Below are 23,012 nucleotides of genomic sequence, written 5' to 3'. Positions count from 1 at the left end.
GAAGGAGCAGGCCAGAGCCGTGTTCGTCGCCTGGAGAGACCTGAGATTCGCCAAGGGGCGCTTCGCCCTGATGGGTTCCGTCATCGTGCTGATCACCCTGCTGGTGGGGCTGCTGTCCGGCCTGACCGCGGGCCTGGGACAGCAGAACGTCTCCGCGATCACGTCCCTGCCCGCCGACCGGATCGCCTTCGGCGCGCCGGGCGAGGGCGAGGACCTGTCGTACGCGAACTCCACCGTCACCGAGCGGCAGTGGCAGCAGTGGGCGCGGACGCCCGGCGTGAGCGGCGCCGAGCCGCTGGGCATCACCACGACCAGGGCGAGCGCCGGAAGCCGGAGCACCCCGGTCTCCGCCTTCGGGGTGCGGCCCGGCTCCGCGCTCGCCCCCGACAGCGGCCGGATCGACGACGGGGCGGCGGTCCTGTCGTCCGCCGCGGCGGACGGCCTCGGTGTGACGGCGGGCGACAGCATCACGCTCGCCGGGCGGCGGGTGAGGGTCGCGGCCGTGAGCGGTGACGCCTCCTTCAGTCACACCCCGGTCGTCTGGACCGGCCTCGGCCTGTGGCAGCGGACCACGCCCGCCACGAGCGGGCCGGACGGACCGACCGCCACCGTGATCGCCCTGAGCACCACGTCCGGCGCGGGCCTCGAAGCGGCCGACCGGGCGGCGGGCACCAGGACGGTCTCCAAGGACGACTCGCTGTCGGCGATCGGCTCCTACGCCTCCGAGAACGGCTCCCTGCAGCTGATGCGCGGCTTCCTGTTCGCGATCTCCGCGCTGGTCATCGGTGCCTTCTTCACCGTGTGGACGATCCAGCGCGGCGGGGACGTCGCCGTCCTCAAGGCGCTGGGTGCCTCCACCCGGAGCCTGCTCAAGGACGCGCTCGGCCAGGCCGCCGCCCTGCTGCTCGGCGGCACCCTGCTCGGTACCGGTATCGCCGCCGGTCTGGGCGCCCTCGTCGCCGGCGGAGCGGTGCCGTTCCTGCTCACCCCCGCCACCGTCCTCGTACCGGCCGCCGTGACGATCGTGCTCGGTGCCGCCCTGTCCGTCCACCGCATCACCTCGGTCGACCCGCTGACCGCCCTGGGGAGTGTCCGATGAGCCTCGGCCTGACCGACGTCACCCTCACCTATCCCGACGGCGAGGACCGCCTGACCGCACTGGACCGCGTCACCCTTCAGGTGCCCGAGGGCAGCCTGACCGCGGTCGTCGGCCCGTCCGGCTCCGGCAAGTCCAGCCTTCTCGCCGTCGCCGCCACGCTCATCACCCCGGAGGCCGGCACCGTCACCGTCGACGGCACGCCCACCACCGGTCTGAGCCGCGGTGACCTCACCGACCTGCGCCGCCGCACGATCGGCATCGTCTTCCAGCAGCCCAATCTGCTGCCTTCCCTCACCGCGGCCGAACAGCTCCAGGTGATGGCGCAGATCGACGGCCGCCGACCGCGCACGGCCCGGAGCCGGGCGATGGAGCTGCTGGACGCGGTCGGTCTCGCCGGCCAGGCGGACCGGCGCCCCCACCAGCTCTCCGGCGGCCAGCGCCAGCGCGTCAACATCGCGCGCGCCCTGATGAACGACCCCACCGTCCTGCTGGTCGACGAGCCCACCAGCGCCCTGGACCACGAACGCGGCGCCGCCGTCATAGCCCTGATCACCCGCCTCACCCACCAACGGGCCACGGCCACGGTCCTGGTCACCCACGACCGCACCCACCTCACGGCGGCGGACCGGGTGGCGGAGGTCCACGACGGCCGGCTCCGCTCGCCCGCTCCCGCTCCGGTTCCGGCCGACCCGTCGCCGGGGAGTCGCTAGACGACCAGTTGCACGTCCCGGCAGGAGTACCCGAGCGCGTGCGAGTAGACCTCCAGGGTCCACAGGCCCGCTTCGGCCCGCAGCTCGGCGCGGAAACGGCCTCCTCCGCACGACCGCATCGGCTCGTCCGTCGCGGACCTGCCGTCGTCGCCGACGCGGCGGACCCGCAGCCCCATCGCGGGGTCCGCGTCGGTCGCCCACACCTCGAAGGGCTCGCCGGCCCGTGCGAAGTCGGGGAACTCGACCCCTACCGGCTCCCCGGTACTCAGCACCCCGGCGGGTTCGAGGCCGTCGCAGATCCGCCTCAGCTGCTTGAGCGCGTGACCGGAGTTGATGAGGTCCGCGTGCCTGCTGTCGAGCCACACCGTCCGGCCGGTGTCGTGCCACTCGGGCGGGGTCTGCGCGACATGCGCCACGGTGCCGTCGCCGAACAGCGGCAGCCCCCGGTCCTGCGGATCACCGGACTGCGAGAAGTCCTGGTGGAAGGTCGGCCTGCCGTCCGAGGTCAGGGACAGGGCCTGATCGGTACGGTGCTTGTCGCCTCCCAGCGCGACCAGGGTGTACCGCTCGCGTCCGGGCACGGCGTCGTTGTCCTCGATGGCGTTCTGCACCTCCTGGAAGAAGGCGAAGGAGTCGTCGACCATCCGCGTCTGCACCCCCTCGACCGGCTGCCCGGTCAAGCGGGACCTGCGATCCCGGGCGTCGACCACCACCCGATAGGTGGGGATGAGCTGGCCGAGCGAGGGGTAGGTCGAGCAGACCTCGTGGATCCACTCACGGAACGGACTCGGGACCCACCGCACCTGGCCGGTCAGGAACCGCAGCGCCTTGACGCTCCCCGAGAAGGGGGTGCCCAGCGTGGCGACCGACCGGGTCTGCTCCCAGCCGCCGAGCACCTCGGTGTAGTAGCGCACCACCAGGCCCCCCATGGAACGGCACAGGAAGATCACTTTGGCCTCCCGGGCGCGGGGGAACCGCCGCGGGTCGGCGCTCTCCTGCCACCGCGTCAGCCGCTCCTCGACGAACCGCGCCAGCTTGTGGGCCGAACCGCGGTTGCTGAGGCGCCAGTCGTAGGGAAACTCCGCGAATCTCTCCCTCTCGACGGCGAGCACCTCGCGGAGGTCGGGGTACTCCAGGCTGGAGACCAGACCGGGCAGCAGCCGCCGCCCGTGGATCACGCCCCCCACGTCCAGGGCGTGCGACGGCTCCGGGTCGTCGTCCCCGATGCCCTTGGGCAGCTTGAGCAGTTCCCTCGTCCGGCCGGGCCGCAGCAGCCCGTTCATCGCCTCCGGGGTCAGGTCCCAGACGTCGGTCCCGTCACGGGTCAGGGCCGTGCCCATGACGCCCGGGACGAGAACCACCAGATCGTCCTTCACAGGATGCTCCTCGTGTCGCGGGCGAATTCCCCGGCCCGCCGACCGTCGCTGCGGCCGGCCCGCCAGGGCACGTACACCTGATCGCAGCGGACGCTGTTCTGCGCCACGCCCTGGACCATCAGCGTGATGCCACGGCTGTCGAAGGCCGAGTCCACGCCCGTCACTTCGTACCCCCGGGACTCCATGAGGCCCAGAGCCCTCTCCTGTCCGACGTCCCAGAGCCGCAGGCAGCCGGAGTTCCGGCTCCAGCCCACCAGCAGGGGCCGCTCCGCCGGGCCCGCCAGAGCGACGCCGTCCAGCGCTCCGCCCGGCTGCCCCGCCAGGACGCTCGCCGTCCCGTAACCCCCGTCGCACTCGATGTACTTCACCTTCGTCCCGGTGGTGAAGGCGATCAGCGGTACCGGCGCGTCCCGGCTCCGCAGCAGTCCCGTCGCCACCGCCTTCGCCCGGGTGACGGCCACCGACTGCGGCTCGGTGGCGGGCCCGGTGAGGTCCCAGACCCGGACCGCGTTGCCGCCCCACGCCGACAGCCACGACGGGCCCGCGGGAAGCCCCACCACCTCCAGCCGCTGCACGGCGCCGGCCCCGCCCATCCAGAACGTCCGCCCCGGGCGCCACGCCCCGCGCCCGCGCGTCTCGCGCTCCCAGGTGACCACGCTCTGCTCCGACGGCCACAGCAGACGCAGCCCGCCGGACCCTGTGCCGTGCAGCGCCATGGAGGGCACCGGCCCCTCGGCCCGGCCCGGCAGCACGAAGCTCTCGGTCGCCAGCGGTTCGAGTCCCGGCCCCAGGTCCCAGAGCAGCACGCGTCTGCGGCCGACCGCCGCGGCCAGCCAGCCGTCGTCCGTCCTCGTGGCGGCGAGCGCCTCCACCGCGTCGGGGTGCACGAGGCGAATCCCCTCACCGGTCTGCCCGTCGGCGGAGTGCAGGCTCAACAGCACATCGGGGCCCTGCGAACGGCTCAGCAGCACGGTGCCGTCAGGTCCGGGGCCCGTCACCCGCAGCCGTGTCCTGCCGACCGCCCTCACCCCGGTGCGGCGGGGGACGGCCACCTCGCCCTCGCCCGGCGGGTCGTGCGGTTCCCAGACCCGGATCCGGGTGTCGTCCGCCACCGCGATGCGCCCTGTCCCGGAGGGGTCGAAGGCCAGGGACCGATGGTGGTGGTCGCAGGGCAACGGGACCTGTTCCCGGCCCCCTTCGTCCCAGACCCGGACCGCGGTGTCCTCCCGGACCGCGGCCAGCAGCCCGCGCGGGCCCCGCCCGAGGGTCACGGCCCGTCCGGCGCTCGCGGGGCCGGGGCCGAACAAGGGGCGGACCGCTCCGTGGAAGAGGTCGTCCGTCCGCCAGACATGGAGCGTGTGTCCGTCCAGCGCGCCGATCACCGCCCCGGTGCCGTCACCGCCCGGCAGGACCAGCGCCGAGACCGCGACGACCTGCTCGATCCCCTCCCCCAGCGACCGGAACAGCCGTAAGGGTTCGCGCACCGTCCTGCGGCCGGGCACCTCCCACACCTTGACCCCCGCGGGACCCCCGGTGACCACCACGGCCCTCTCCCCCATGGCCAGGAGAGACACACAGCGGACCGGTACACCGAGGGTGTGCTTGCGGACCTCGGCCCGGGAGTACTCCGTGGTGCTGTCCCACCGCCACAGCCACAGCCGGTCCCCGTCGACCGTGGCGAGAAGGACCTCCCGGCCCCAGCGCACCGAGGCGACGGCACCCGGGGTTCCGCCCCAGTACAGCTCCTCCACCGGGTACCTGCCGTTGCCGTGCCACATCCGTACGCACAGGCCGTCGTGCGTGGCGACCACCCGGCCGGCGCCCCGGCCCGACGCCGTCACCCCCCTCTGCCGCGGCGGCGCGGCCCAGGTGGCGGGGCCGGTGTCCCTTCCCCGGATCTCGTGTCCCTCCGCGGTCCACGACTTGACCTCGCCCGCGCCCGACGCGTGGATGTGCCCGTCGCCGTGCGCCTCCCAGTGCACGGCGAGTGCCCCGCCCGGAGGGGCGCTCCAGCTGCGGTGCAGCGGAAGCCGCGCCGCGCTGCTCCACACGTCGTCCCAGAACACCGAAGGCGGCTTGGGCACGCCGGCGAGGAACTCCCTGGAGAACATGGCCAGTGCGGTGGCACGGAGCATCGCCCATCTGGCGTCCTCCGCCGCGTGCCGACGGAAGTGGCCGGTGACGCCGAGGTACAGCGCGCTCTGCGGGGTGGTGGAGAGCCGGGCCGCGACCAGCGGTTCGAGGATGTCGGGCGAGGCGGCGACTAGGAAGTGGAAGTCGCCCACCAGTTCCGCCAGGAGGTCGTCCCCGCCGAGCACGGCATGTGTGGTGAGGTGGCGCCTCACGTACTGCTCCGCGGTCCGCCAGTCCTCGCCCCTGCGCGGGGTCAGGGCCCGGTGGACCGCTCGGTGCTGTTCCCGCCGGCGCAGCTCGTCGCCGAGCAGATGGGCGCCGAAGCTGGGGTGATGGAGTCGGTAGACCTCCTCGCCCGCCTCGACGTCCTTCGCGATGGTCACACCGGTGGCTCGGCGGATCACGTCCCGCAGGTCCCGCTCGTCGTACTCCCTGTTCCCCGGAGCGCGTACCGCGTTGGTCATGGCCAGCCAGACGCGGGGCTGGGGCAGTCCGATTCCCTGGGCCAGGGCGAGGGCGGTCATGAAGTCCCGGATCCGTGCGGTGTCCCGCGGGTCGAGCCGTGCCAGCTCCTCGGCCAGCAGGGAGTCCAGGACGGACGTCCCCTGGCGTAACTCCCCGTGCGCCTGCTCCGCGTCGGACGGCGGCGGCCGCCTGGCCATGTGGCGGGCCCACAGCGTGGCCACGAGGAAGAGGCCGTTGCTGCCGGCCGCGATCCGACGGGCGACGGCGTCGCGTTGCCGCGCCGCCTCGGGCAGCCGGTAGGGGGAGTCGCCCTGGACGAGCAGCCGTTCGACGTGCCGGGCGATGTCCCGCTCGGTCTGTTCCTCCCGGTCCAGCTCCATCAGGGTGGTGCGGTGCAGCACGTCCAGCAGTGTCTCGGCGCGCAGCTCACCCGGCAGACCGCGCCGGGCGTTCGGCCGGGTGGCGACCACCACCCGCACCGCGGGCAGGGCGGCCAGCGGATTGAGCAGGCCGCGTGCGATGTCGAAGGAGTGCCCCGCGGCCGCCTCGTCGAGCCCGTCGAACATCAGGGTGAGGCTGCCCTTGCGCTCCGCGAGGGCCGCGACCTGGCGTACGAGGCCGTGCGGGGACCCCTGTTCGAGCTCCGTCGTGTCCAGCCCGAGCGGTGTCAGACCGCGCGCCAGTTCCTCGCAGAGCGCCGACAGCGTCCTGCCACGGCAGTGGAGCGCGGCGTTGACCGACCGGAGTTCGGGCAGGGTCCGCGGGCGACGGTCGCCGGAGAGGGAGTTGACGAAGTGGGCGACCGTGAGGTGGGCGACGTACGCCAGGAGCGTCGACTTGCCCGCGCCGGACTCCCCCGTCACCGTGAGCATCCCGGACTCCTGGACGCGCAGCCAGTCGACCAGGTCGGCCACCACCCGGTGCCGGGGGGCGAAGTCCCGCAGGTGCCAGCTCTCGCCCGAGCCGGCGAAGACCGGCAGCTCCTCGCTGGCGAGTTCCTCACCGATCCAGGCCAGGTCGTCCTCGGGGCGCAGCGCGGACCGCACCCGCGGGGACCAGTACGGGTTGGGCAGGAACCAGGCGCGCAGCGTCTGTGGCTCCTGCCAGAACGGCACCTGCTCCCCCGCCCGGCTCCTGACGGCGCTCATCAGCTGCTGGAAGGGGACGACGTCGTTCTCCCGCTGGAAGATCCGCGCGCTGCCGTCGATGACCTGGTCCGGGGTGGAGAGGACCTGTTCCAGGCAGTCGACCCAGTGTCCCTCCAGCGCCTCCTGGCGTGACCCGGCGGTCGCGACGACGGCGAACCCGGCTTCCGCGTCGTCCAGACCGGCCCTGAGGCGTGCGTCCTTGATGTGGTGGCTGACGTCCCGCACCGCCTCGCCCGAGAAGCAGGCGTCCAGGATCAGCAGGGTGTCCGTGGGGTCCTCGGCGAGCCAGGAGACCAGTTCCTCGGCGGAGACGGCCCGTCGGGGATCGAACACCCCTTCCTGGTAACTGTCCTCACAGGCGAGGTGAAAGGCACCCGACGCCGACACCTCGCCGTGCCCGGTCCAGTACAGGATCTTCCGGTCCGCGGCCTGCTGTCCCAGGCGCCGCACCAGCTCCCGGATCTGCTCGCGTGCCGCGGAGGGTTCCGCCCCCTGGTCCCCGCCGGTGCTCCTGACCCCCAGGGAAGGCGCGTCGAAACCCAGCCGGGCGGCCTGCTCCACGAAACGAGAGGCCACGCTCATCAGGAGGGGGCGATCCCTGACCCGCCGTGTGCCGCCCCGGTATTCGTCGACCACGACGGTGGCAACCACACCGTCCCGTTTCTGACCCCGGTCCAACCGAACTCCCCCTCCAAAGAGTTCAGCCACCCCATGTGTGCCGCGCAGCAGGATGGTTTGTGGAAACCTGACGTCTCACACCACACACGGTGTGCTGCTCACGCTACTGGACATGGGGCGCTAGGAGGACTCGTGGAGCCGCGCGACCGCATGGTTGTCGGAAATCTGGTGTCGGACTGCCACATCTTCGAAGGGGACGGCACCCGCCCGATCCAGCAGGAGAACGTGCAGATCATCTACGAACCGGGGCTCCGGCACGTGGACCTTCCCGTCGAGGTCCAGCGGTGGCGGGAGGACATCGAGGCGGACATGCAGCGCCGCCAGGCGGCCGGTGAGGCGTATGCCTGGAACAATCCCCGGTTCGCCGTCGAGAGCGTCATCGTCTCGCGGAGCGACGAGGAGGAAGTACCGCTGGTACGGATGAGTCTGTGCGACGCGGACTACTACGACTTCCTCGCCACCTCCGTCAACCTCGACGAGCCGCTGCGTGCGGGGGAGGCGGCCACTCTGCGTTCCCAGTACCTCGAGAACGCCGACCCGGTGGCCGCTCCCGCGTTCCTCTCGTGCAGCTTCGGCGTCAACGTGGCGGTGGAGACGGGGCCCGACCGGAAGATGGTCTTCGCCCGGCGCAGCGTGAATGTGGAGGGCCACAACAAGGTGCGCTGGAATTCCTCGGTCAACGAGGGACTCGCCGCCATCCACGACGTCCCCGAGGACGGTTCCCCCATCAGTCTGCACGCGGTGGCGCGCCGCGCGCTGCGCGAGGAACTCGCCGTCCAGGACGAGGACGACGTCGAGCTCGAACTGCTCGCCTTCGCGCTCGACCTGCGCAACCACCAGTGGGCGGCCTTCTACCGGGCCGTGCTCACCGACCTGACGGCCGACGCCCTCGTGGCCCGGCGGAGCCGCGGCATCGAGGACAAGTGGGAGCACGACCGGTTCGACTTCGTCCCGGCCGACCCCGACAGCGTGCTCGACTTCATCCTGCGGAAGGACCCCGCGGAGTGGACCCCGTGCGGACCGGCGCTCTTCTACCTCGCCCTGGTCCGCGCCGCCGTCGTCGCCCGCGGCGGCAACCGCTCGGGCCGCCTGGACGTCGAGGCGGCCGAACGCCGGGCGACGGAACGGCTCCTGGCACCCACCGACCGCACCTGAACGCGCTGCGCCCCCGCACCGAAACCGGCACCGGCACCGACACCGACACAGAGACAGGGACAGGGACAGGCCGTCAGAAGACGTTCCGCTCCCGGTGCTGGCGGCGCAGTTCGAGGAATTTCGCGCGCACCTCGTCCGGCGGCATACCACCGCCGGACTGGATCCTCAGGTCCGCGAGCGCGTCCCGGGACTCCATGAAGCCACGCCACTTCTGCTGGGGTTTCAGCCAGGTGTCCACGGCCGTCATCACCGCGACGGCCAGCGCCAGCGCGGGCACCCACGCGATCAGCCAGCTCCCGTGGCCGCCGCCGAGGTTCTGGTCGGCGGCCACGACGGCGCTGGCGATGATGAGCAGGATCCGGCTGAGGTAGTAGGTGACGCCGTAGTTGAAGGTGGCGGTCCGCCACCGACGCATCTCCCGGTCCATCTCCCTCAGGAGCGGCTCCGGCAGACGCCCGGCCGCCGCGCGCCCGTCGCCCTCCACCGGGGTCTCCACGAAGTCCTCAGCCATGCGCCCCCCCCTACGAACTCCCCGTCACGCTCCCTGTCACGGCATGAACATCCCCATTCTCACCAACGGACACCGGCGGACGGACGACATCGCCGAACTCGCCTAGCTTTCGTCGACCGCCATCTCACCGAGCGGCGACCAGTCGTCCTGGGGCACCTTCACGTTGATGATCCTCGGCGTCGCGGCGAGGTGGGGCGGCAAGGTGTGCTGCGCCGCCCTGAAGTGCGCCGAGCCCACGTGCGCCGCGCCGGCCTCGTCGTCCTGGAAGGCCTCCACCAGGACGTACTCCGCCGGGTCCTCGACGCTGCGGGACCAGTCGAACCACAGGCAGCCCGGCTCGGCGCGCGTCGCCCGGGTGAACTCCTCCACCACCTCGGGCCATCGGTCGGCGCTCTCGGGCAGGACACGGAACTTCACGGTGATGAAGATCAAGGGGTCACTTCCTCTCCGGTGCGGGGTTCTGGTGCAGGGTTACCGGGGCCGGTCACGGGGTGAGGATCGCCCGGCCCCTGATCCGGCCCGCCCCGAGGTCGTCCAGGGCGTCCTGGAAACGGTCGAGCGGGTACTTGACGGTGTGCAGGCGTACGCGGCCCTGCGCGGCGAGGACCATCAGCTCGCACAGGTCGTTGTAGGAACCGACCAGGTTGCCGATGAAGTTGATCTCGGCGGAGATGATGTCGATGGTCGGGAGGTCGATGTTCTCGCCGTAGCCGACCACGTGGTAGTCGCCCGCCTGGCGCAGCATACCGACGCCGTCCTTGGTGGAGCCGCCCTCACCGACGAAGTCGATGACCGCCTCCGCCCCCTGCCCGTCGGTCAGTTCGCGCACCCGGTCCACCTGGCCGCCGTCGGCGACGACGCCGTGGTCGGCCCCGATGGAGACGGCGAGGTCCACCGCGTCGGGGTTGCGGTCGACGACGACTATCTCGGCGGCGGTGACGGCCTTGAGCACCTGTACGCCGATGTGTCCGAGCCCGCCCGCGCCGATCACCACGCAGCGGTCACCCGGCCGCAGTGTGCGGGCGGCCTTGGCGGCGGCGTGGTACGCCGTGAGACCCGCGTCGGCGAGCGCCGCGACATCGGCTGGTTCGAGCGAGTCGTCGATGCGTACGACACTGCGCGCCGAGGTCTTCAGGTACTCGGCGTAACCACCGGCCGTGTCGATGCCCGGGAAGAGGTTGTTCGCGCAGTGCACGTCGTCTCCGGCACGGCACGCCCGGCACAGACCGCAGGTGATCAGCGGGTGCACGATGACCTTGTCGCCCTCGGCGACATTGGTGACGGCGCCGCCGACCGCGTGGACCCAGCCGGCGTTCTCGTGCCCGATCGTGTAAGGCAGCGTCACGCCGGACTTCTGCGCCCACTGGCCCTCCAGGATGTGGATGTCGGTGCGGCACACGCCGGCCCCGCCGATCCTGACGATCACGTCGTACGGGCCGGTGGCCTCGGGGACCGGGACCTCGGCCAGTTCGAGGTTCTTTCCGTAGCCCACGACCTGGACTGCTTTCACGAGACGTTCTCCTTCTGCGGAACGGTGAGGTGGAGGAGTTCCCCCGCGTCGGCATCGGCGGGTTCCCCCGCGCGAGGGGACTGGTCGGCCGCCGACTGCGGGTACCGGGTGCGGAGCAGGCCCCGGCAGAAGTGCGCGTTGCCGTCGATCGACACCCGGACGGCGCGGGCGAAGCGCAGCCGGACCGGGATCTCCTCCGGCTCGTAGCGCCGCCCGTTCTCGTCCACCAGGACCGGGTCGGTCGGCGCCACCCCGAGCCCCAGCGCCGCGCGCCGCCGCAGCAGCGCGCCGGAGGCCGTCGCGTCGGGCAGGTCGCCGAGCACCACGTCGTGGAGGGCCTCCTCGGTGAGGTCCGGGTCCGCGCGGAGCAGGAGGGCCAGCGCCCGCTCCATCGCCGCGGTGTGGGCCTTGCGGCGGAACGTGAGCCGCAGTTCTTCGAGATCCTTCTCCGCCTCGGCCCCGAAGGTCCCGCGGTAGCCCGCGTCGGCGGCCAGGCCGCGGTTGATCAGGTCCGAGTCGTGGTGGTCGTCAAGCAGCACCTCGACCCGCCGTGCCCAGGGCAGCGCGGTGAGCGCGTCCTTGGAGTCGGAGGCCATCAGATACGCGAAGTTCGGCGAGCAGAAGGAGGTGGGAAGCCGCAGACGCACGGTGAGCGCTCCGTCGGCGGCCACGCTCACGGAGCGTACGAAGCCGAGGTCGGTGATCGGCTCGTCCAGCTCCGGGTCGAAGACCGCGTCCAGCGCCGTGCGCACGTCCTGTTCGCGAGCCGCCTGTTCGCGAAGTGCCTGTTCCCGTATTGCCTGTTCGCGTATTGCCTGTTCCCGTGCGGCGGCGAGCATCTCAGGCCACCGCCGGTTCGGTGACGCCCAGCCCGGCCGGGACCTCGATGTCGTACATGGCGGCCGCGTTCAGTCCGAGGATCTTCTTCTTCTGCGCCAGGGTCAGGGGCGCGTACTCGGTCATGTCCTCGGGGATCCGGAAGTCGACGAACCGCTCGATCAGCCACCGGGGCGTCCACAGCGCGTAGTCGCTGGAGAACTGGATGCGGTCCTCGTCCAGCCAGTACAGCAGTTCGCCGATGATCTGCGCGAAGTACCGGGGCCGGCTGTGGATGAAGGGCATCGCCACCGCGAGACCCGCGTGCACGTTGGGCTCCTGCGTGGCGATCCAGCAGAAGTCCTCCAGGCGGGGCAGACCGCAGTGCTCGACGACGAAGTTCATCTCGGGGAACGTCGTGGCCGCCTTGTCGACGTCCGCCACGTCGAACGCGTCCCGGTCGAGCGGCCGGATCGTCGGCCCCTTGTGGACGTGGATGTTGTTGATCCCGAGTTCCTGGCACGCCTCCAGATAGCGGTACGTCCACGGGTCATCGAGCTTGTAGCCGCGGCTGTCGCCCTTCCACTCGGCGGTGTACAGCTTCGCGCCCTTGAGCTGGAACCGCTCGGCGTCCCGCCGCAGCTGTTCGAGCCCCTTCGCCTCGTACCGGGGGTCCCAGGAGTGGTTGTACGTGAGCTTGTCCGGGTGCCGCTGTGCGAGCGCGAAGGACTCCTCGGTCTGCCCGAAGCCGTTGCGGTAGAACGCCCCCAGCCGCGCCGGCTGGAAGATGGCGTGGTCGACGTACCCGTCGGTGAAGAGGTCCTTCATCAGCCGCTCGCCGCCGTAGTAGAGGTACTCCTCGTACGGCCAGAGCTCCGACTCCGGGCTCAGATTGCGGTGGTAGTCGTAGAAGCAGTCGATGAACTGCTTGCCGTGGATGTTCAGCTGGTTCTCGGGGCGCGCGTCCCACAGCGCGACGTGCGCGTCCACGATGAAGTAGTTCTCGCCGTCCTTGGAATACATCTCGCTTCTCTCCATTCGGTTCGCGGTGGGCGGAGTTCGCGGTGCGTGCTCGACGCGGCGCGTCAGGAGAACTGGATTCCGCCGTCGATCATGACGGACTGGCCGGTCATGTAGTCCGAGTCCCGCGAGGCCAGGTAGGAGACGAAGGAGGCGACGTCCTCGGGCTCCTCGACCCGGCCGAGCGCGATCGCCTCCGCGTACTTCTTGATGGCCCGGCCCTTCTGGAGGCCCTCCTCCTCGGCCAGCCGCTCGTCGATCAGGTCCCACATCGCGGTCCCGACGATCCCCGGGCAGTACGCGTTGACGGTGATGCCGTGCTGCGCCCACTCCATGGCGGCGGCCTGGGTCAGCCCGCGTACGCCCCACTTCGACGCCGAGTACGTGCCGAGCAGCGCGAACGGGCGGTACGCGACGATCGAGGCGGCGCCGATGATCTTGCCGCCGCCGCCCTGGGCGATCATCTGGCGGGCCGCGGCCTGGTAGGAGAGGAAGACGCCGCGCAGGTTCACCGCCATGACCTGCTCGAACTCGTCGAGCCCGGTGTCCAGCAGCGGGGTGACCTTGGCGATACCCGCGTTGGCCACATAGACGTCGACCTTGCCGAAGCGGCCGGCCACCTCCGCCACGAGCGCGTCGGTCTGTTCCTTGCTGCTCACATCGGCGTGCACGGCCAGGGCCCGGCGCCCGGTCTTCTCGATGCCGGCCGCCACCTCGCTCAGCTCCTCCCCCATACCGGGGAGGTCGGCGACGGCCACGTCCAGCCCGTCCCTGGCCAGCCGCTCCGCGATGCTGCGGCCGATGCCCCGGGCGGCGCCGGTGACGATCGCGGTACGGGTCTCGTTGCCGGAGGAAGTCATGGGTGCTCCTGTGCTCGACGTTGAGCGGCCGCACCCTTTTGTGCGGCCCTGCGGTGCTGTTCCTCAGCGTGGCGGCAGGGGGCGGCGTCGAGTTTCCCAATGTGGAACACACCCGGCCCGCGCTCGGCAGAACGCGCGGACAAGCCTCGGCGAACCAGCCATTGACAGCCGCAAACGCGTTCGTAATATGGCGGAAACACGCTCATCGGAGGCGCCATGCTCAGTGACGGCACAGCGCGGGACCGGACCATCGCGCGGGCGCGCCTGAAATTCCTCGAGAGCGCGGAGCTGCCGGCGGCGATCGTGCCCGAGGGCATCCGCAACTCCTGGCAGCGTTCGAAGTACCTGGGGATCTGCACGGACGAGGTGGTCGTCCCCTACCAGCCCGACTACGACCGGGAGAGCCGCCTGGTGCGGGCCGCGACACCGGTCCTGGACCGCCTGGAGCGGGCGCTGGCCGGTTCGGACGCCTGTGTGATCGTGACGGACCGCAAGGGGTGGGTACGCGACCGCCGCGTCGGGGAGAAGCGGCTCTCGGCCCACCTGGACCGGGTCCATCTGGCGCCCGGCTTCAACTACGCCGAACAGTTCGTCGGCACGAACGGCATCGGGGTCGCGCTGGAGGAGCGCCGGCCCAATGTGGTGCTGGGCACCGAGCACTTCAACGAACGCCTCCAGGATGTCTCCTGCGCGGCCGCCCCGATCCGCAACTCGGTCACCGGACGGGTCGAGGGCGCCATGAACCTGACCTGCTGGAGCGGCCCGGCGCGTACCTTCATGGCGGCCCTGGTGCAGGAGGCGGCCGCCGACATCGAGCGGGTGATGTACGAGTTCAGCAGCTCGCACCAGCGGGCCCTGCTGGAGGCGTTCCAGCAGGTCACCCACTACGGAGACCGGCCGGTGCTGTGCCTGGGCCAGGATCTCGTACTCGCCAACTCCGCCGCCTCGACGCGGCTGACCGGCGACGACCACCGGCTGCTGCACGAGGCCGCCACCGAGCTGGGGCACGCGCCCCGCACCCGCAAGCAGGTGCAGCTGACCGGCGGGGAGACCGTCCTGATGCGCTGCCGCCAGGTCGACAGCCCCGCGGGCGCGGCCGGATACCTGCTGGAACTGGCCTTCACGGAAACCCTCTCCGACCGGACCGGCTCCGGGGCCGGCGCGGGCACCGGCAGGGGCTCCCGCTCCCGTGCGGAGCAGCACGACTCCCGGCCGTGGCCGCTGCCGGGCCTGGCCGGCACCGACCCGGCGTGGAACACCGTCTCCCGTACGGTGTCACGCTGCGCCCGCGACCGGACGCCCCTCCTGCTCCAGGGCGAGACCGGAACGGGCAAGTCCGCGCTGGTCCACGCCGCGCACGCGCTCACCGGAGCGGCCTCGGCGCCGGTGATCGTGGACGCCATGGACCCCAGGGCCGCCGCCCCCGGGGCCGACCTGGCGGCCGACCTGCGCGCGGCGCCCACCGGTCCCGGCCACGCCCTCGTCCTGCGGAACGTCGACGCCGTACCCGCCGGGCAGGGGCCCGCCGTCGCTCGGGCGCTGGAGGCCGCGGCGGCCCGGGGCACCTGGACCGTGGGGACGCTCCACCGCGCGTCGGGCCTGCCGGAGACACCTGGCGTGCCCGAGCCCCTGCGGCGATGTTTCGTCGAGGCGGCGGCGGTGCCCGCCCTGCGGCACCGCCTCGCGGACCTCCCGGCCCTGGTCGACTGTCTGCTGCGGCGCGTCGACCCGGGTGTGGAGTGCGCGCCGGAGGTTCTGCCGCTGCTGCGCCGGCACGACTGGCCGGGCAACGTCCGCCAGCTGAACTTCGCCCTGACCGAGGCCGCCGCGGGCCGCCGCACGTACCGGATCGAGCTGGGCGACCTGCCGCCGTCCCTGCACAGCGCGGGCGGCCGGTCCCTCAGCGCCTGGGAGGCGTCGGAGCGCGACACCCTGGTCCAGGCCCTGCTGGAGGTGGACGGCAACAAACTCCTGGCGGCCCGGCGGCTGGGCATCTCCCGCACGACGATCTACCGCAAGATGCGGACGTACGGCATCACGCTCCCCACCCGCCACTGACGGCACGTTCCTCCACCGCCCTCGGCGTCAGGGGGACGTGCGGGCCCCCGGGGTCAGGCGTACGGTCACGATCTGGAACGGGCGCAGCGCGAGCGGGACGCCGTCGGCGGTGACGGGCAGGGCGGGTCCGTCCGGCAAGGGCCGTTCGAGCAGGTCGGTCAGGGTGGCGGTGGCCAACGGGAATCCGGCGCGCAGGGTCGTCGTGGCGCGGGCGCCCAGCGACTCGTAGAGCCGCACGATCACGTCCCCCGAGCGGTCGTCGGCGAGCTTGACCGCCTCGATCACGACGCCGCCGTGGTCGACCTCGGCCGGCGGGGCGACAGCGGCCGTGCCCGGGACGGTCCGTTCGGCGAGGTTGAACCGGTAGCCCTCGCGGACGGCGTCGCCGATGTCCGCGCCGATCACCAGGCCGTAGCGCAACCGGTGTTCGCCCTGGTCGGAGTCCGGGTCCGGGAAGAGCGGAGCGCGCAGCAGCGAGAGCCTCGCGGTGGTCGTGGTGCCGCCGTCGGGGCGGACGTCGCGGGTGACGTCGTGGCCGTACGTGGAGTCGTTGACCAGCGCCACCCCCCAGCCCGGCTCCGCGAGGTGCAGGAAGCGGTGGGCGCAGATCTCGAAACGGGCCGCGTCCCAGCTGGTGTTGGAGTGGGTGGGCCGCCGGACGTGGCCGAAGGGGATCTCGCTGGTGGAGTCGGCGGCCCGGAGGTCGAAGGGGAACGCGGCCTTGAGGATCTTCTCGCGCTCCCGCCAGTCGACGGCTGTGTCGATGTCCAGTCGGCGGGCTCCTTCCCGCAAGGTCAGCACCTGGCGGACGCGCGAGCGGTTGACGCTCCGTACGACCTCGACGGTGTCGCCGTGGACCGTGACGCTGTCGGCTCGGGTGAGGTCCTGCACGGTGTTGCGGTAGAACGCGTCGACGTCCCAGGCGTCCCACTGGTTGGGGAAGTCCTGATGGAGCTGGAGCAGGTTGCCCACCGACCCGGGGGCGAGCGCCTCTCGTCCGGCGGTCAGGTCGTACGCGGACGTGATCAGTCCGCGGGCGTCGACCGTGATCCGCACCAGCCCGTTGTCCAGGACGAGGCTGCCGTCGTCGCCCGGCCGTACGGGTGTCGTCCGCGGTGGCGCCGTACGGGGTGCGGCGGCGAGTGCGGGCACCCCGTCGCGGTGGTGCGGGGCGGCGTTGAAGACGACGTGGCCGCCGTCGGCGTCCGCCGGGCCGGCCAGGGCGCGCTGGGCGGTGTCGATGAGGGCGTTCAGTTCCCGGGCGACCTCCTCGTGGGCCCGCTCCGTCTCCCGGTGCACCCAGGCGATGGAGGAGCCGGGCAGGATGTCGTGGAACTGGTGCAGCAGAACGGTCTTCCAGACGCGGTCGAGCGCCGCGTACGGGTAGGGCTCACCGGTCCGCAACGCGGCCGTGGCCGACCACAGTTCGGCCTCCCGCAGCAGGTGTTCGCTGCGCCGGTTGCCCTGTTTGGTGGCGAGCTGGCTGGTCAGTGTGCCCCGGTGGAGTTCCAGGTACAGCTCGCCGACCCAGACCGGCGCGTCGGGGTACTCCTCGTGGGCCTTGGTGAAGAAGTCGGCGGGCCCCTCCATCTCGACCTTCGCGGAGCCTTCCAGGTTCGCGAGCCGGTCGGCGCGCGCCAGCATCTCGCGGGTGGGGCCGCCCCCGCCGTCGCCGTAACCGAACGGCACCAGGGAGCGGTTGGCGGCCCCCTTGTCGCGGAAGTTGCGTTCGGTGTGGCCGATGTCGGCGCCGGAGAGGTCGCCGTTGTAGGAGTCGACGGGCGGGAAGTGGCTGAAGACGCGGGAGCCGTCGATGCCCTCCCACCAGAAGGTGTGGTGCGGGAACGCGTTCGTGGTGTTCCAGGAGATCTTCTGCGTGAGGAACCAGTCGATGCCGGCGAGCTTCATCAGCTGGGGCAGCGCGGCGTTGTAGCCGAAGGTGTCCGGCAGCCACATGTCGCGCGTCTCGACGCCGAACTCCTCCAGGTAGAACCGCTTGCCGTGGACGAACTGGCGGACCAGGGACTCGCCGCCCGAGAGGTTGGTGTCGGGCTCCACCCAGAGGCTGCCGGTCGGCAGGAACTGCCCCGTCGCCACCTTCTCCAGCACCCTGGCGTACACCTCGGGGCGCTGCTCCTTGAGCCAGGCCAGTTGCTGGGCCTGCGACATGACGAACCGGAAGCCGGGGTGGTCGTCCATCAGCGCGGTCACGTTGGACATGGTGCGGGCGGCCTTGCGGACGGTCTCGCGCACCGGCCACAGCCAGGCCGTGTCGATGTGGGCGTGGCCGACGGCCGAGATCCGGTGGGCGCCCGCGTGCGCGGGGGCGGCGAGCGCGGGGGTCAGCAGTGTCCTGGCCCGTCCGGCGGTGCCGCCGATGTCCTGGAGGTCGATCGCGTCGAGGGCCGCGCCGACCGCGTACCGGATCTGGCTGCGGCGGGTGGAGTCCTCGGGCAGCTGGTGCATGAGCCCGGACAGGACGTCGAGGTCCTGGACGAGTTCCCAGACGGTGTCGTCGAAGACGGCGAGGTCCATCCGCGTCAGCCGGTACAGCGGTTCACCGGCGGACTCGGTCCGCCCGTCGGCGCGCAGCCAGGACGCGACGTCGCCCGCGCGGGTGGGTACGAAGGGGTCGCCCGCGGCGTCGAAGTCGAAGATCAGCGGGTTGGCCGCGGCCTCGATGTGGAACTCGAAGTCCTCGCCGCCCTGGGCCCGTTCGGCTATGAGGAGCCAGGTGTTGCGCGGGTTGAGGGCCTTCACGGGGGTGCCGTCGGCGCGGTACACGAGCCCTTCGGCGGAGAATCCGGGCTGGGTGGCGCCGAAGCCGAGGTCGAGCACCGCTTCGATCCGTTCCCCCGCCCAGTCGGCGGGAACGGTGCCGCGGATCTTGAACCAGCTGGTGGACCAGGCGGGGCCCCAGTGCGCGCCGGTGCGGATCGGCTCGTGGGGTCCGGCGATCCCCTCGCTCACCGGGACGGGTTCGCCGCGGACGTGGTGCGCGCTCACCTCCAGAGGGAGGGAGCGGGCGTGGACTGCGGGCCGAAGACGCTGGTCGAGCACCCGGGCGAGCCGGCGTTCGGTCAGTGTGCGGTCGTCGTGCATGGAGACTCCATCGGGGGTTCCGCGCCAGGGGCGCGGGTTCGTCCGCCGGCCCGTCGCACGGCGACGGCGCTCCCGACCGAAACCGGCGACGCGACGGCAACGGCAACGGCAACGGCAACGGGCGGACGGTGTGCGGCTTACGGTCGGTCGGTCCCGTACCGGATGACTTCGGTGGGGACCACGGAACGTCGTGCGGGCAGCGGGGTGCCGGGGGCGGCGTTGATCCGGTCGATGAGCAGCCGGCCGGCCCTGCGCCCTATCTCGTCGGCGTCGTAGGACGCGATCGTCAGCGGGAGCCCGAGGACGTCCGCGAGGTCGAAGTCGTCGAAACCGGCCAGGGCCACCGGGACTTCGAGGGTGCGGACGGCCCGGATGGCGCCCTGGGTCAGCCGGTTGTTGGTGCAGAAGAGGGCGGTGGGGGCGGCCGGCTCCCGCAGCAGGGCGACGGCGGCGCGCTCGGCCGTGGCCACGTCGGCCAGTCCGCGGCGGATGTGCCGTTCGTCCGGCTCCAGACCGGCCGCCTCATGCGCCGCCCAGTAGCCGCGGAAGCGTTCGGCGCCGGTGTAGAGCGCGGGCGGGTTGCCCAGGAACCCGATCCGCCGGTGGCCGTCCTCGATCAGCCGGCCGGTGGCCGCCTCCGCTCCGCCGAAGTCGTCCACCAGGACGCAGTCGGCGTCCATCCCCGCCGGTGGCCGGGAGGCGAGGACGATCGGCGTGCCGCGCAGCGCGGCCGGTGCCAGGTGGCGGTGGCTGCCGCCCGCGGGGACCACGATCATCCCGTCGACCTGGCGGGACGCCAGGTCCTCCACCAGCCCTCGTTCCCGGTCGACCTGCTCCGCGGTGTTGCCGAGCAGGACCCGCAGGCCGTGTTCGTCGGCGACCTCCTGGACGCCGAGCGCCAGCCGCGAGTAGAAGGGGTTGGCCAGGTTGGTGACGACCAGACCGATCATCCCGCTGCCGCCCACGCGCAGCCGGCGGGCGGTCTCGTTGCGGCGGTAGCCGAGCGCGTCGACGGCGTCCAGCACCCGCTCCCGGGTGGCTTCGGTGACCCGGGGATCGTCCTTGAGCACCCGGGAGACGGTCATCGCGCTGACCTTGGCGCGGGCGGCCACGTCACGCATCGTCGGCGTGGTGACGTCGCTCGGTCGATGCTGCGCCACAGCCGGTCCTTCCTTCGTACCGTCAGGGGGTCTGTGCCGTCCGGGACATGTGCCGTCGGCGGGGCCGGGCCGGCGGCTGGTCCGTGGTCGGTGGGGCTGTGCGGTCCGTGGGCCGCCGGAGCCTCGGGCGCCGTCATTGTAGAGAGTGACCGGCCCGTGGTGCCGTCCGCCCCGGCGGGCGGATCCGGCGGCTCCGCCGGCACGGGGCGGCGCCCTGTCCTCACGGGCCGTGCTCCGTCCGGTGCTCCAGGGCCCAGTGGGCGGCGCCGATCAGGGGCGCGTCGTCGGGCCGCAGTGCGGTCCGCAGGTCCATCTCGGCGACGGCGACGGCCGCTCCCGGTCCGGCGGCCTCGGACCCGGTGGTGAGTCCGGCGCGCAGCGCGGGGCCGATGAGGTCCCAGGACGCGGCCATGGAGCCGCCGACGACCATCACGTCCGGCCGGAACGCGGCGCACCAGGGTGCCAGGGCACGCCCCAACGCGCTGAAGCACCCGCTGACCGTCGCCGCGGCGTGCGGGTCCGCGCCGCGGGCCAGCGCGGCGATCTCGCTGACGTCCGGGCCCTCGGCCCGCTCGTCGAGACCCGCGGCACGGGCGTACCGCGCGCGGATCGCCCGGCGCGAGACCACCTCCTCCAGCGGCAGTCCGTCGACGGTGACACGGTGGGCCCGGCCGCCGGGCGGCACGGTGGGGCCTTCGGTGACGGGGCGCCCCTCGTGCAGGAAGGAGGATCCGACGCCGGTGCCGAGCGTGACGCACACCGACCGGTGCCGCCCTGCCGCGGCGCCGCTGTGGTGCTCCCCGACGGCGAAGGCGTCCGCGTCGTTGAGGAAGCGGACGGCGCGCGGGCGCGGCAGCCGGTGACGCAGTGCCGCCCCGACGTCGACCCCGTGCAGCGCCTCGAACTTGCCGATGCCCCGGAATCCGCCGATGCCGGCCGCGTAGTCGAACGGCCCGGGTACGGCGACGCCCCAGCACGCCCCGGCGGGCGCCCCGAGGTGCCGGGCGGCGTCGGCGAAGGAGTCGAGGATCTCCGTGGCTCCGGCGTCGGCGGACACCGGCCCGCGGACGACGGACCCGGCGACCGGCAGCCCGGTCGACAGGTCCACCAGCGCCGCGGTGACATGGGTGCCGCCGATCTCCAGCACGGGCACCCGCGTCGCGGCCTGCGGCACGGGCCCCCGCTCCCTGGTCTCCGGTCCGGGCATTCCCGTCATGAGGGTGTCACCAGGGACTTGACCACCTGTACGGGCCCGGTGCCGACGGGGCGCAGCCGATAGGCGCCCACGGCCGCCGGCACGGTGAGGGTCTCGGCGAACGCCAGGTCGTGGCGCCGGCCGTCGGCGGTCTCCACCACCACACCGTCCCCGGCGGCGACGTTCAGGATGTGGAAGCGGCCCTCGGTGTCGTCGTCGGCGGGCCCGGTCCCGTCGAGCACGAATCGGTGGACCGCGTAGAACATCTCGGGCAGGGCGCCGAGGAGCTCCTCGCGCCAGCCCGCGCCCTCGCGCAGGACACGCGGCCGCTGGACGAGGTCCTCGACGACGTCGCTGCCGCGCCGCGCGGTGTCGAGGTTGGCGAAGGCGTGCCGGTGGGACAGCGGCCTGGGCACCCCGGAGGTGGAGCGGCGCAGCCAGTCGTAGAGGCGCAGCGAGTAGAGGTAGGGCGTGGCGCTGATCTCCAGCACGAGGTTGCCCGCGCCGGAGGCGTGCGGGGTGCCGGCCGGGATCATGAACAGTTGGCCGGGGTCGGCGGGGAACGTCTGGACGTGGTCCTCCACGCGCAGCGGGGTGCCGTGCGTCGCCGACTCCTCGACCTCCTTGCGCAGGACGTCCACGTCCGTACTCTTGCGCAGCCCGAGGAAGACCCGGGACCCGGGGTCGCTCGCCGTGACGTAGTAGGTCTCGTGCTGGGTGTAGGGCCAGCCGAAGGTCTCCCGCATGTACCGATCCCGCGGGTGGCAGTGCAGGGAGAGGTTGCCGCCGCCGACGGTGTCGAGGTAGTCGAAGCGGATGGGGAACGAGGTGCCGTAGCGCCGGTGGACGTCCGCGCCGAGGAACGGTTCGGGGTGCAGGACGCACAGGAGCTGGAAGGGCAGTTCCACGAGTGCGCCGCTCTCCTGGCCGACGAGGACGCCCGCCTCGGGGGCGATCAGCTCGTAGCCGAGGGCGGTGTTGCCGTGCTCCGGCTCGAAGCCGAGCTTCTCGGCGGCCCACTGGCCGCCCCAGGGGGTGGAGTTGAAGTAGGGGCGGGTGCGCACGGGCTGCCGGGCCAGGTCGGCGAGGGTGGCGCGGACCGCCTCGCCGGCCAGCGAGGTTGGGGCCTTGGGGTCCTGGGTGTCGATCCACCGGTCGATGGTGGGCGCGAGCGCGTCCCGGTGGCGGTCGGTGACGGGCCAGTCGGTGTAGAAGAGGCTGCGCAGTTCGCCCGGGGTGTGCGGGCGCCCGAGGTTGGCGCCCACGGGGAGTGCTCCGGAGGCGACGGCGCTCTCGGCGTACCGCTTGGGCAGGTCCGCCCACCAGATGAGGTCCGGCGAGCAGAGGGCGGCGCCGGGGCCGAAGACCAGCAGGACACCGCTCGTGGGGGCTTCGACGGACGGCGGGCCGTCGAAGAGATCGGCCATCTCGAACTCGGCGAGCGGCAGGAAGAACGCGTCGGCGCCGGCGTCGGGCACGCACAACCGCTCGACGGCGGCCGGCGACCAGTGCTCGCGCACATCGATGAGGGTGACCTCGACGGACCGCTCGCGCAGGGCCGTGGCGATCCCGCGGGCGGCCTCCTTCCAGTCCAGGGCCGCTGGCCCGTCCAGGGCGAGCACGGTCGGCGCGGTGGGCAGGGTCGCGACGGCGTCGGTCCACCCGGTGACCACGGTGCCGGCGGCCGGGTAGCGGGGTTTGTGTTCGTACGGGCGGGGCTCGGGGTGCACGGGTACTCCTGACGGGGTGAGCGGGCGGCCGTCGGAATGGTATCGATAACAAACAGGTCGGACAAGGTCGACGCTCTGCTACCGCCCATAACCGCAGCTAGACATGGGTCCATGGCAAATCCTCGGTGCAGAGTCTTGTTTCGGCCCCATGGTGTCGTTAACATCCTGGCAATCCGGACCGCCGGTGCCCGTGCGGTGCGGCGAGATCTCTCGGAGGGCCACGGCGCCCCCACCCATCACACCCCAGAGCCAGGGATCCGTGCCGGGATCCACAGGGAAGGGAACC

Annotated in this window: 16 protein-coding genes; 4 read left to right on the top strand and 12 right to left on the bottom strand. The window is 72.3% G+C overall.

Annotation, left to right across the window (positions count from 1 at the left end; translation table 11 throughout):
• Positions 1 to 19 precede the first annotated feature (19 nt).
• Together ACLVWQ_RS27730 and ACLVWQ_RS27725 are read left to right on the top strand one after the other, a co-directional pair.
• Positions 20 to 1,099, top strand: a complete 1,080-nt coding sequence (locus tag ACLVWQ_RS27730) for an ABC transporter permease (RefSeq protein WP_414111946.1) — start codon at positions 20 to 22, stop codon at positions 1,097 to 1,099.
• Positions 1,096 to 1,809: an ABC transporter ATP-binding protein gene (locus tag ACLVWQ_RS27725; RefSeq protein WP_414111915.1), complete on the top strand. Its 714-nt coding sequence runs from the start codon at positions 1,096 to 1,098 to the stop codon at positions 1,807 to 1,809. Before ACLVWQ_RS27730 ends, ACLVWQ_RS27725 begins: the two co-directional genes overlap by 4 nt.
• Here the strand turns inward: ACLVWQ_RS27725 and ACLVWQ_RS27720 are convergent.
• The gene (locus ACLVWQ_RS27720; RefSeq protein ID WP_414111914.1) at positions 1,806 to 3,185 is read right to left on the bottom strand and encodes an esterase/lipase family protein; all 1,380 of its coding nucleotides are present in this window, start codon (positions 3,183 to 3,185) and stop codon (positions 1,806 to 1,808) included. The two genes, ACLVWQ_RS27725 and ACLVWQ_RS27720, sit on opposite strands and share 4 nt — an antisense overlap.
• The gene (locus ACLVWQ_RS27715) at positions 3,182 to 7,513 is read right to left on the bottom strand and encodes an NACHT domain-containing protein (RefSeq protein ID WP_414111913.1); all 4,332 of its coding nucleotides are present in this window, start codon (positions 7,511 to 7,513) and stop codon (positions 3,182 to 3,184) included. The genes ACLVWQ_RS27720 and ACLVWQ_RS27715 overlap by 4 nt, the downstream gene beginning before the upstream one ends.
• A gap of 246 nt (positions 7,514 to 7,759) precedes the next feature.
• Here ACLVWQ_RS27715 and ACLVWQ_RS27710 point away from each other — a divergent pair, with 246 nt between their 5' ends.
• Positions 7,760 to 8,764 (top strand): translation initiation factor 2, encoded by a 1,005-nt coding sequence (locus tag ACLVWQ_RS27710; RefSeq protein WP_414111912.1) that lies wholly within the window; start codon positions 7,760 to 7,762, stop codon positions 8,762 to 8,764.
• A gap of 73 nt (positions 8,765 to 8,837) precedes the next feature.
• Here ACLVWQ_RS27710 and ACLVWQ_RS27705 read toward each other — a convergent pair whose 3' ends face one another.
• The 6 genes from ACLVWQ_RS27705 to ACLVWQ_RS27680 form a co-directional block, all read right to left on the bottom strand.
• Complete coding sequence (locus ACLVWQ_RS27705; RefSeq protein WP_414111911.1) at positions 8,838 to 9,275, bottom strand: DUF4231 domain-containing protein; 438 nt, start codon at positions 9,273 to 9,275, stop codon at positions 8,838 to 8,840.
• A gap of 102 nt (positions 9,276 to 9,377) precedes the next feature.
• Positions 9,378 to 9,707: a putative quinol monooxygenase gene (locus tag ACLVWQ_RS27700; RefSeq protein WP_414111910.1), complete on the bottom strand. Its 330-nt coding sequence runs from the start codon at positions 9,705 to 9,707 to the stop codon at positions 9,378 to 9,380.
• A gap of 52 nt (positions 9,708 to 9,759) precedes the next feature.
• Entirely contained in the window at positions 9,760 to 10,785 is a 1,026-nt protein-coding gene (locus tag ACLVWQ_RS27695; protein ID WP_414111909.1) for an NAD(P)-dependent alcohol dehydrogenase, read from the bottom strand.
• Entirely contained in the window at positions 10,782 to 11,537 is a 756-nt protein-coding gene (locus ACLVWQ_RS27690) for an iron-sulfur cluster assembly protein (RefSeq protein WP_414111908.1), read from the bottom strand. The genes ACLVWQ_RS27695 and ACLVWQ_RS27690 overlap by 4 nt, the downstream gene beginning before the upstream one ends.
• Positions 11,538 to 11,625: 88 nt before the next feature.
• Entirely contained in the window at positions 11,626 to 12,624 is a 999-nt protein-coding gene (locus ACLVWQ_RS27685; protein ID WP_414111907.1) for an amidohydrolase family protein, read from the bottom strand.
• A gap of 62 nt (positions 12,625 to 12,686) precedes the next feature.
• Positions 12,687 to 13,481 carry an acetoin reductase gene (locus ACLVWQ_RS27680; RefSeq protein ID WP_414111906.1) on the bottom strand — a complete coding sequence of 265 codons (795 nt, stop codon included), beginning with the start codon at positions 13,479 to 13,481 and terminating at the stop codon, positions 12,687 to 12,689.
• 216 nt (positions 13,482 to 13,697) lie between these two features.
• Between ACLVWQ_RS27680 and ACLVWQ_RS27675 the strand changes: the two genes are divergently transcribed.
• Positions 13,698 to 15,539 carry a sigma-54-dependent Fis family transcriptional regulator gene (locus ACLVWQ_RS27675; RefSeq protein WP_414111905.1) on the top strand — a complete coding sequence of 614 codons (1,842 nt, stop codon included), beginning with the start codon at positions 13,698 to 13,700 and terminating at the stop codon, positions 15,537 to 15,539.
• 27 nt (positions 15,540 to 15,566) lie between these two features.
• Here the strand turns inward: ACLVWQ_RS27675 and ACLVWQ_RS27670 are convergent, their stop codons facing one another.
• The 4 genes from ACLVWQ_RS27670 to ACLVWQ_RS27655 all read right to left on the bottom strand — a co-directional run bounded on the left by ACLVWQ_RS27670 (position 15,567) and on the right by ACLVWQ_RS27655 (position 22,726).
• Complete coding sequence (locus ACLVWQ_RS27670; protein ID WP_414111904.1) at positions 15,567 to 18,641, bottom strand: alpha-mannosidase; 3,075 nt, start codon at positions 18,639 to 18,641, stop codon at positions 15,567 to 15,569.
• 137 nt (positions 18,642 to 18,778) lie between these two features.
• Positions 18,779 to 19,762 (bottom strand): LacI family DNA-binding transcriptional regulator, encoded by a 984-nt coding sequence (locus tag ACLVWQ_RS27665; protein WP_414111945.1) that lies wholly within the window; start codon positions 19,760 to 19,762, stop codon positions 18,779 to 18,781.
• 259 nt (positions 19,763 to 20,021) lie between these two features.
• Positions 20,022 to 21,017 carry an ROK family protein gene (locus tag ACLVWQ_RS27660; RefSeq protein WP_414111903.1) on the bottom strand — a complete coding sequence of 332 codons (996 nt, stop codon included), beginning with the start codon at positions 21,015 to 21,017 and terminating at the stop codon, positions 20,022 to 20,024.
• Positions 21,014 to 22,726 (bottom strand): class I mannose-6-phosphate isomerase, encoded by a 1,713-nt coding sequence (locus ACLVWQ_RS27655; protein WP_414111902.1) that lies wholly within the window; start codon positions 22,724 to 22,726, stop codon positions 21,014 to 21,016. Before ACLVWQ_RS27655 ends, ACLVWQ_RS27660 begins: the two co-directional genes overlap by 4 nt.
• Between the last annotated feature and the right edge of the window lie 286 nt (positions 22,727 to 23,012).

Origin of the sequence: Streptomyces sp. CWNU-52B (assembly GCF_047444975.1) — a bacterium.
Taxonomy (GTDB): Bacteria; Actinomycetota; Actinomycetes; order Streptomycetales; family Streptomycetaceae; genus Streptomyces.
Note: the sequence above shows the minus strand (reverse complement) of the source record. Positions and strands in the feature narration are given on the sequence as shown.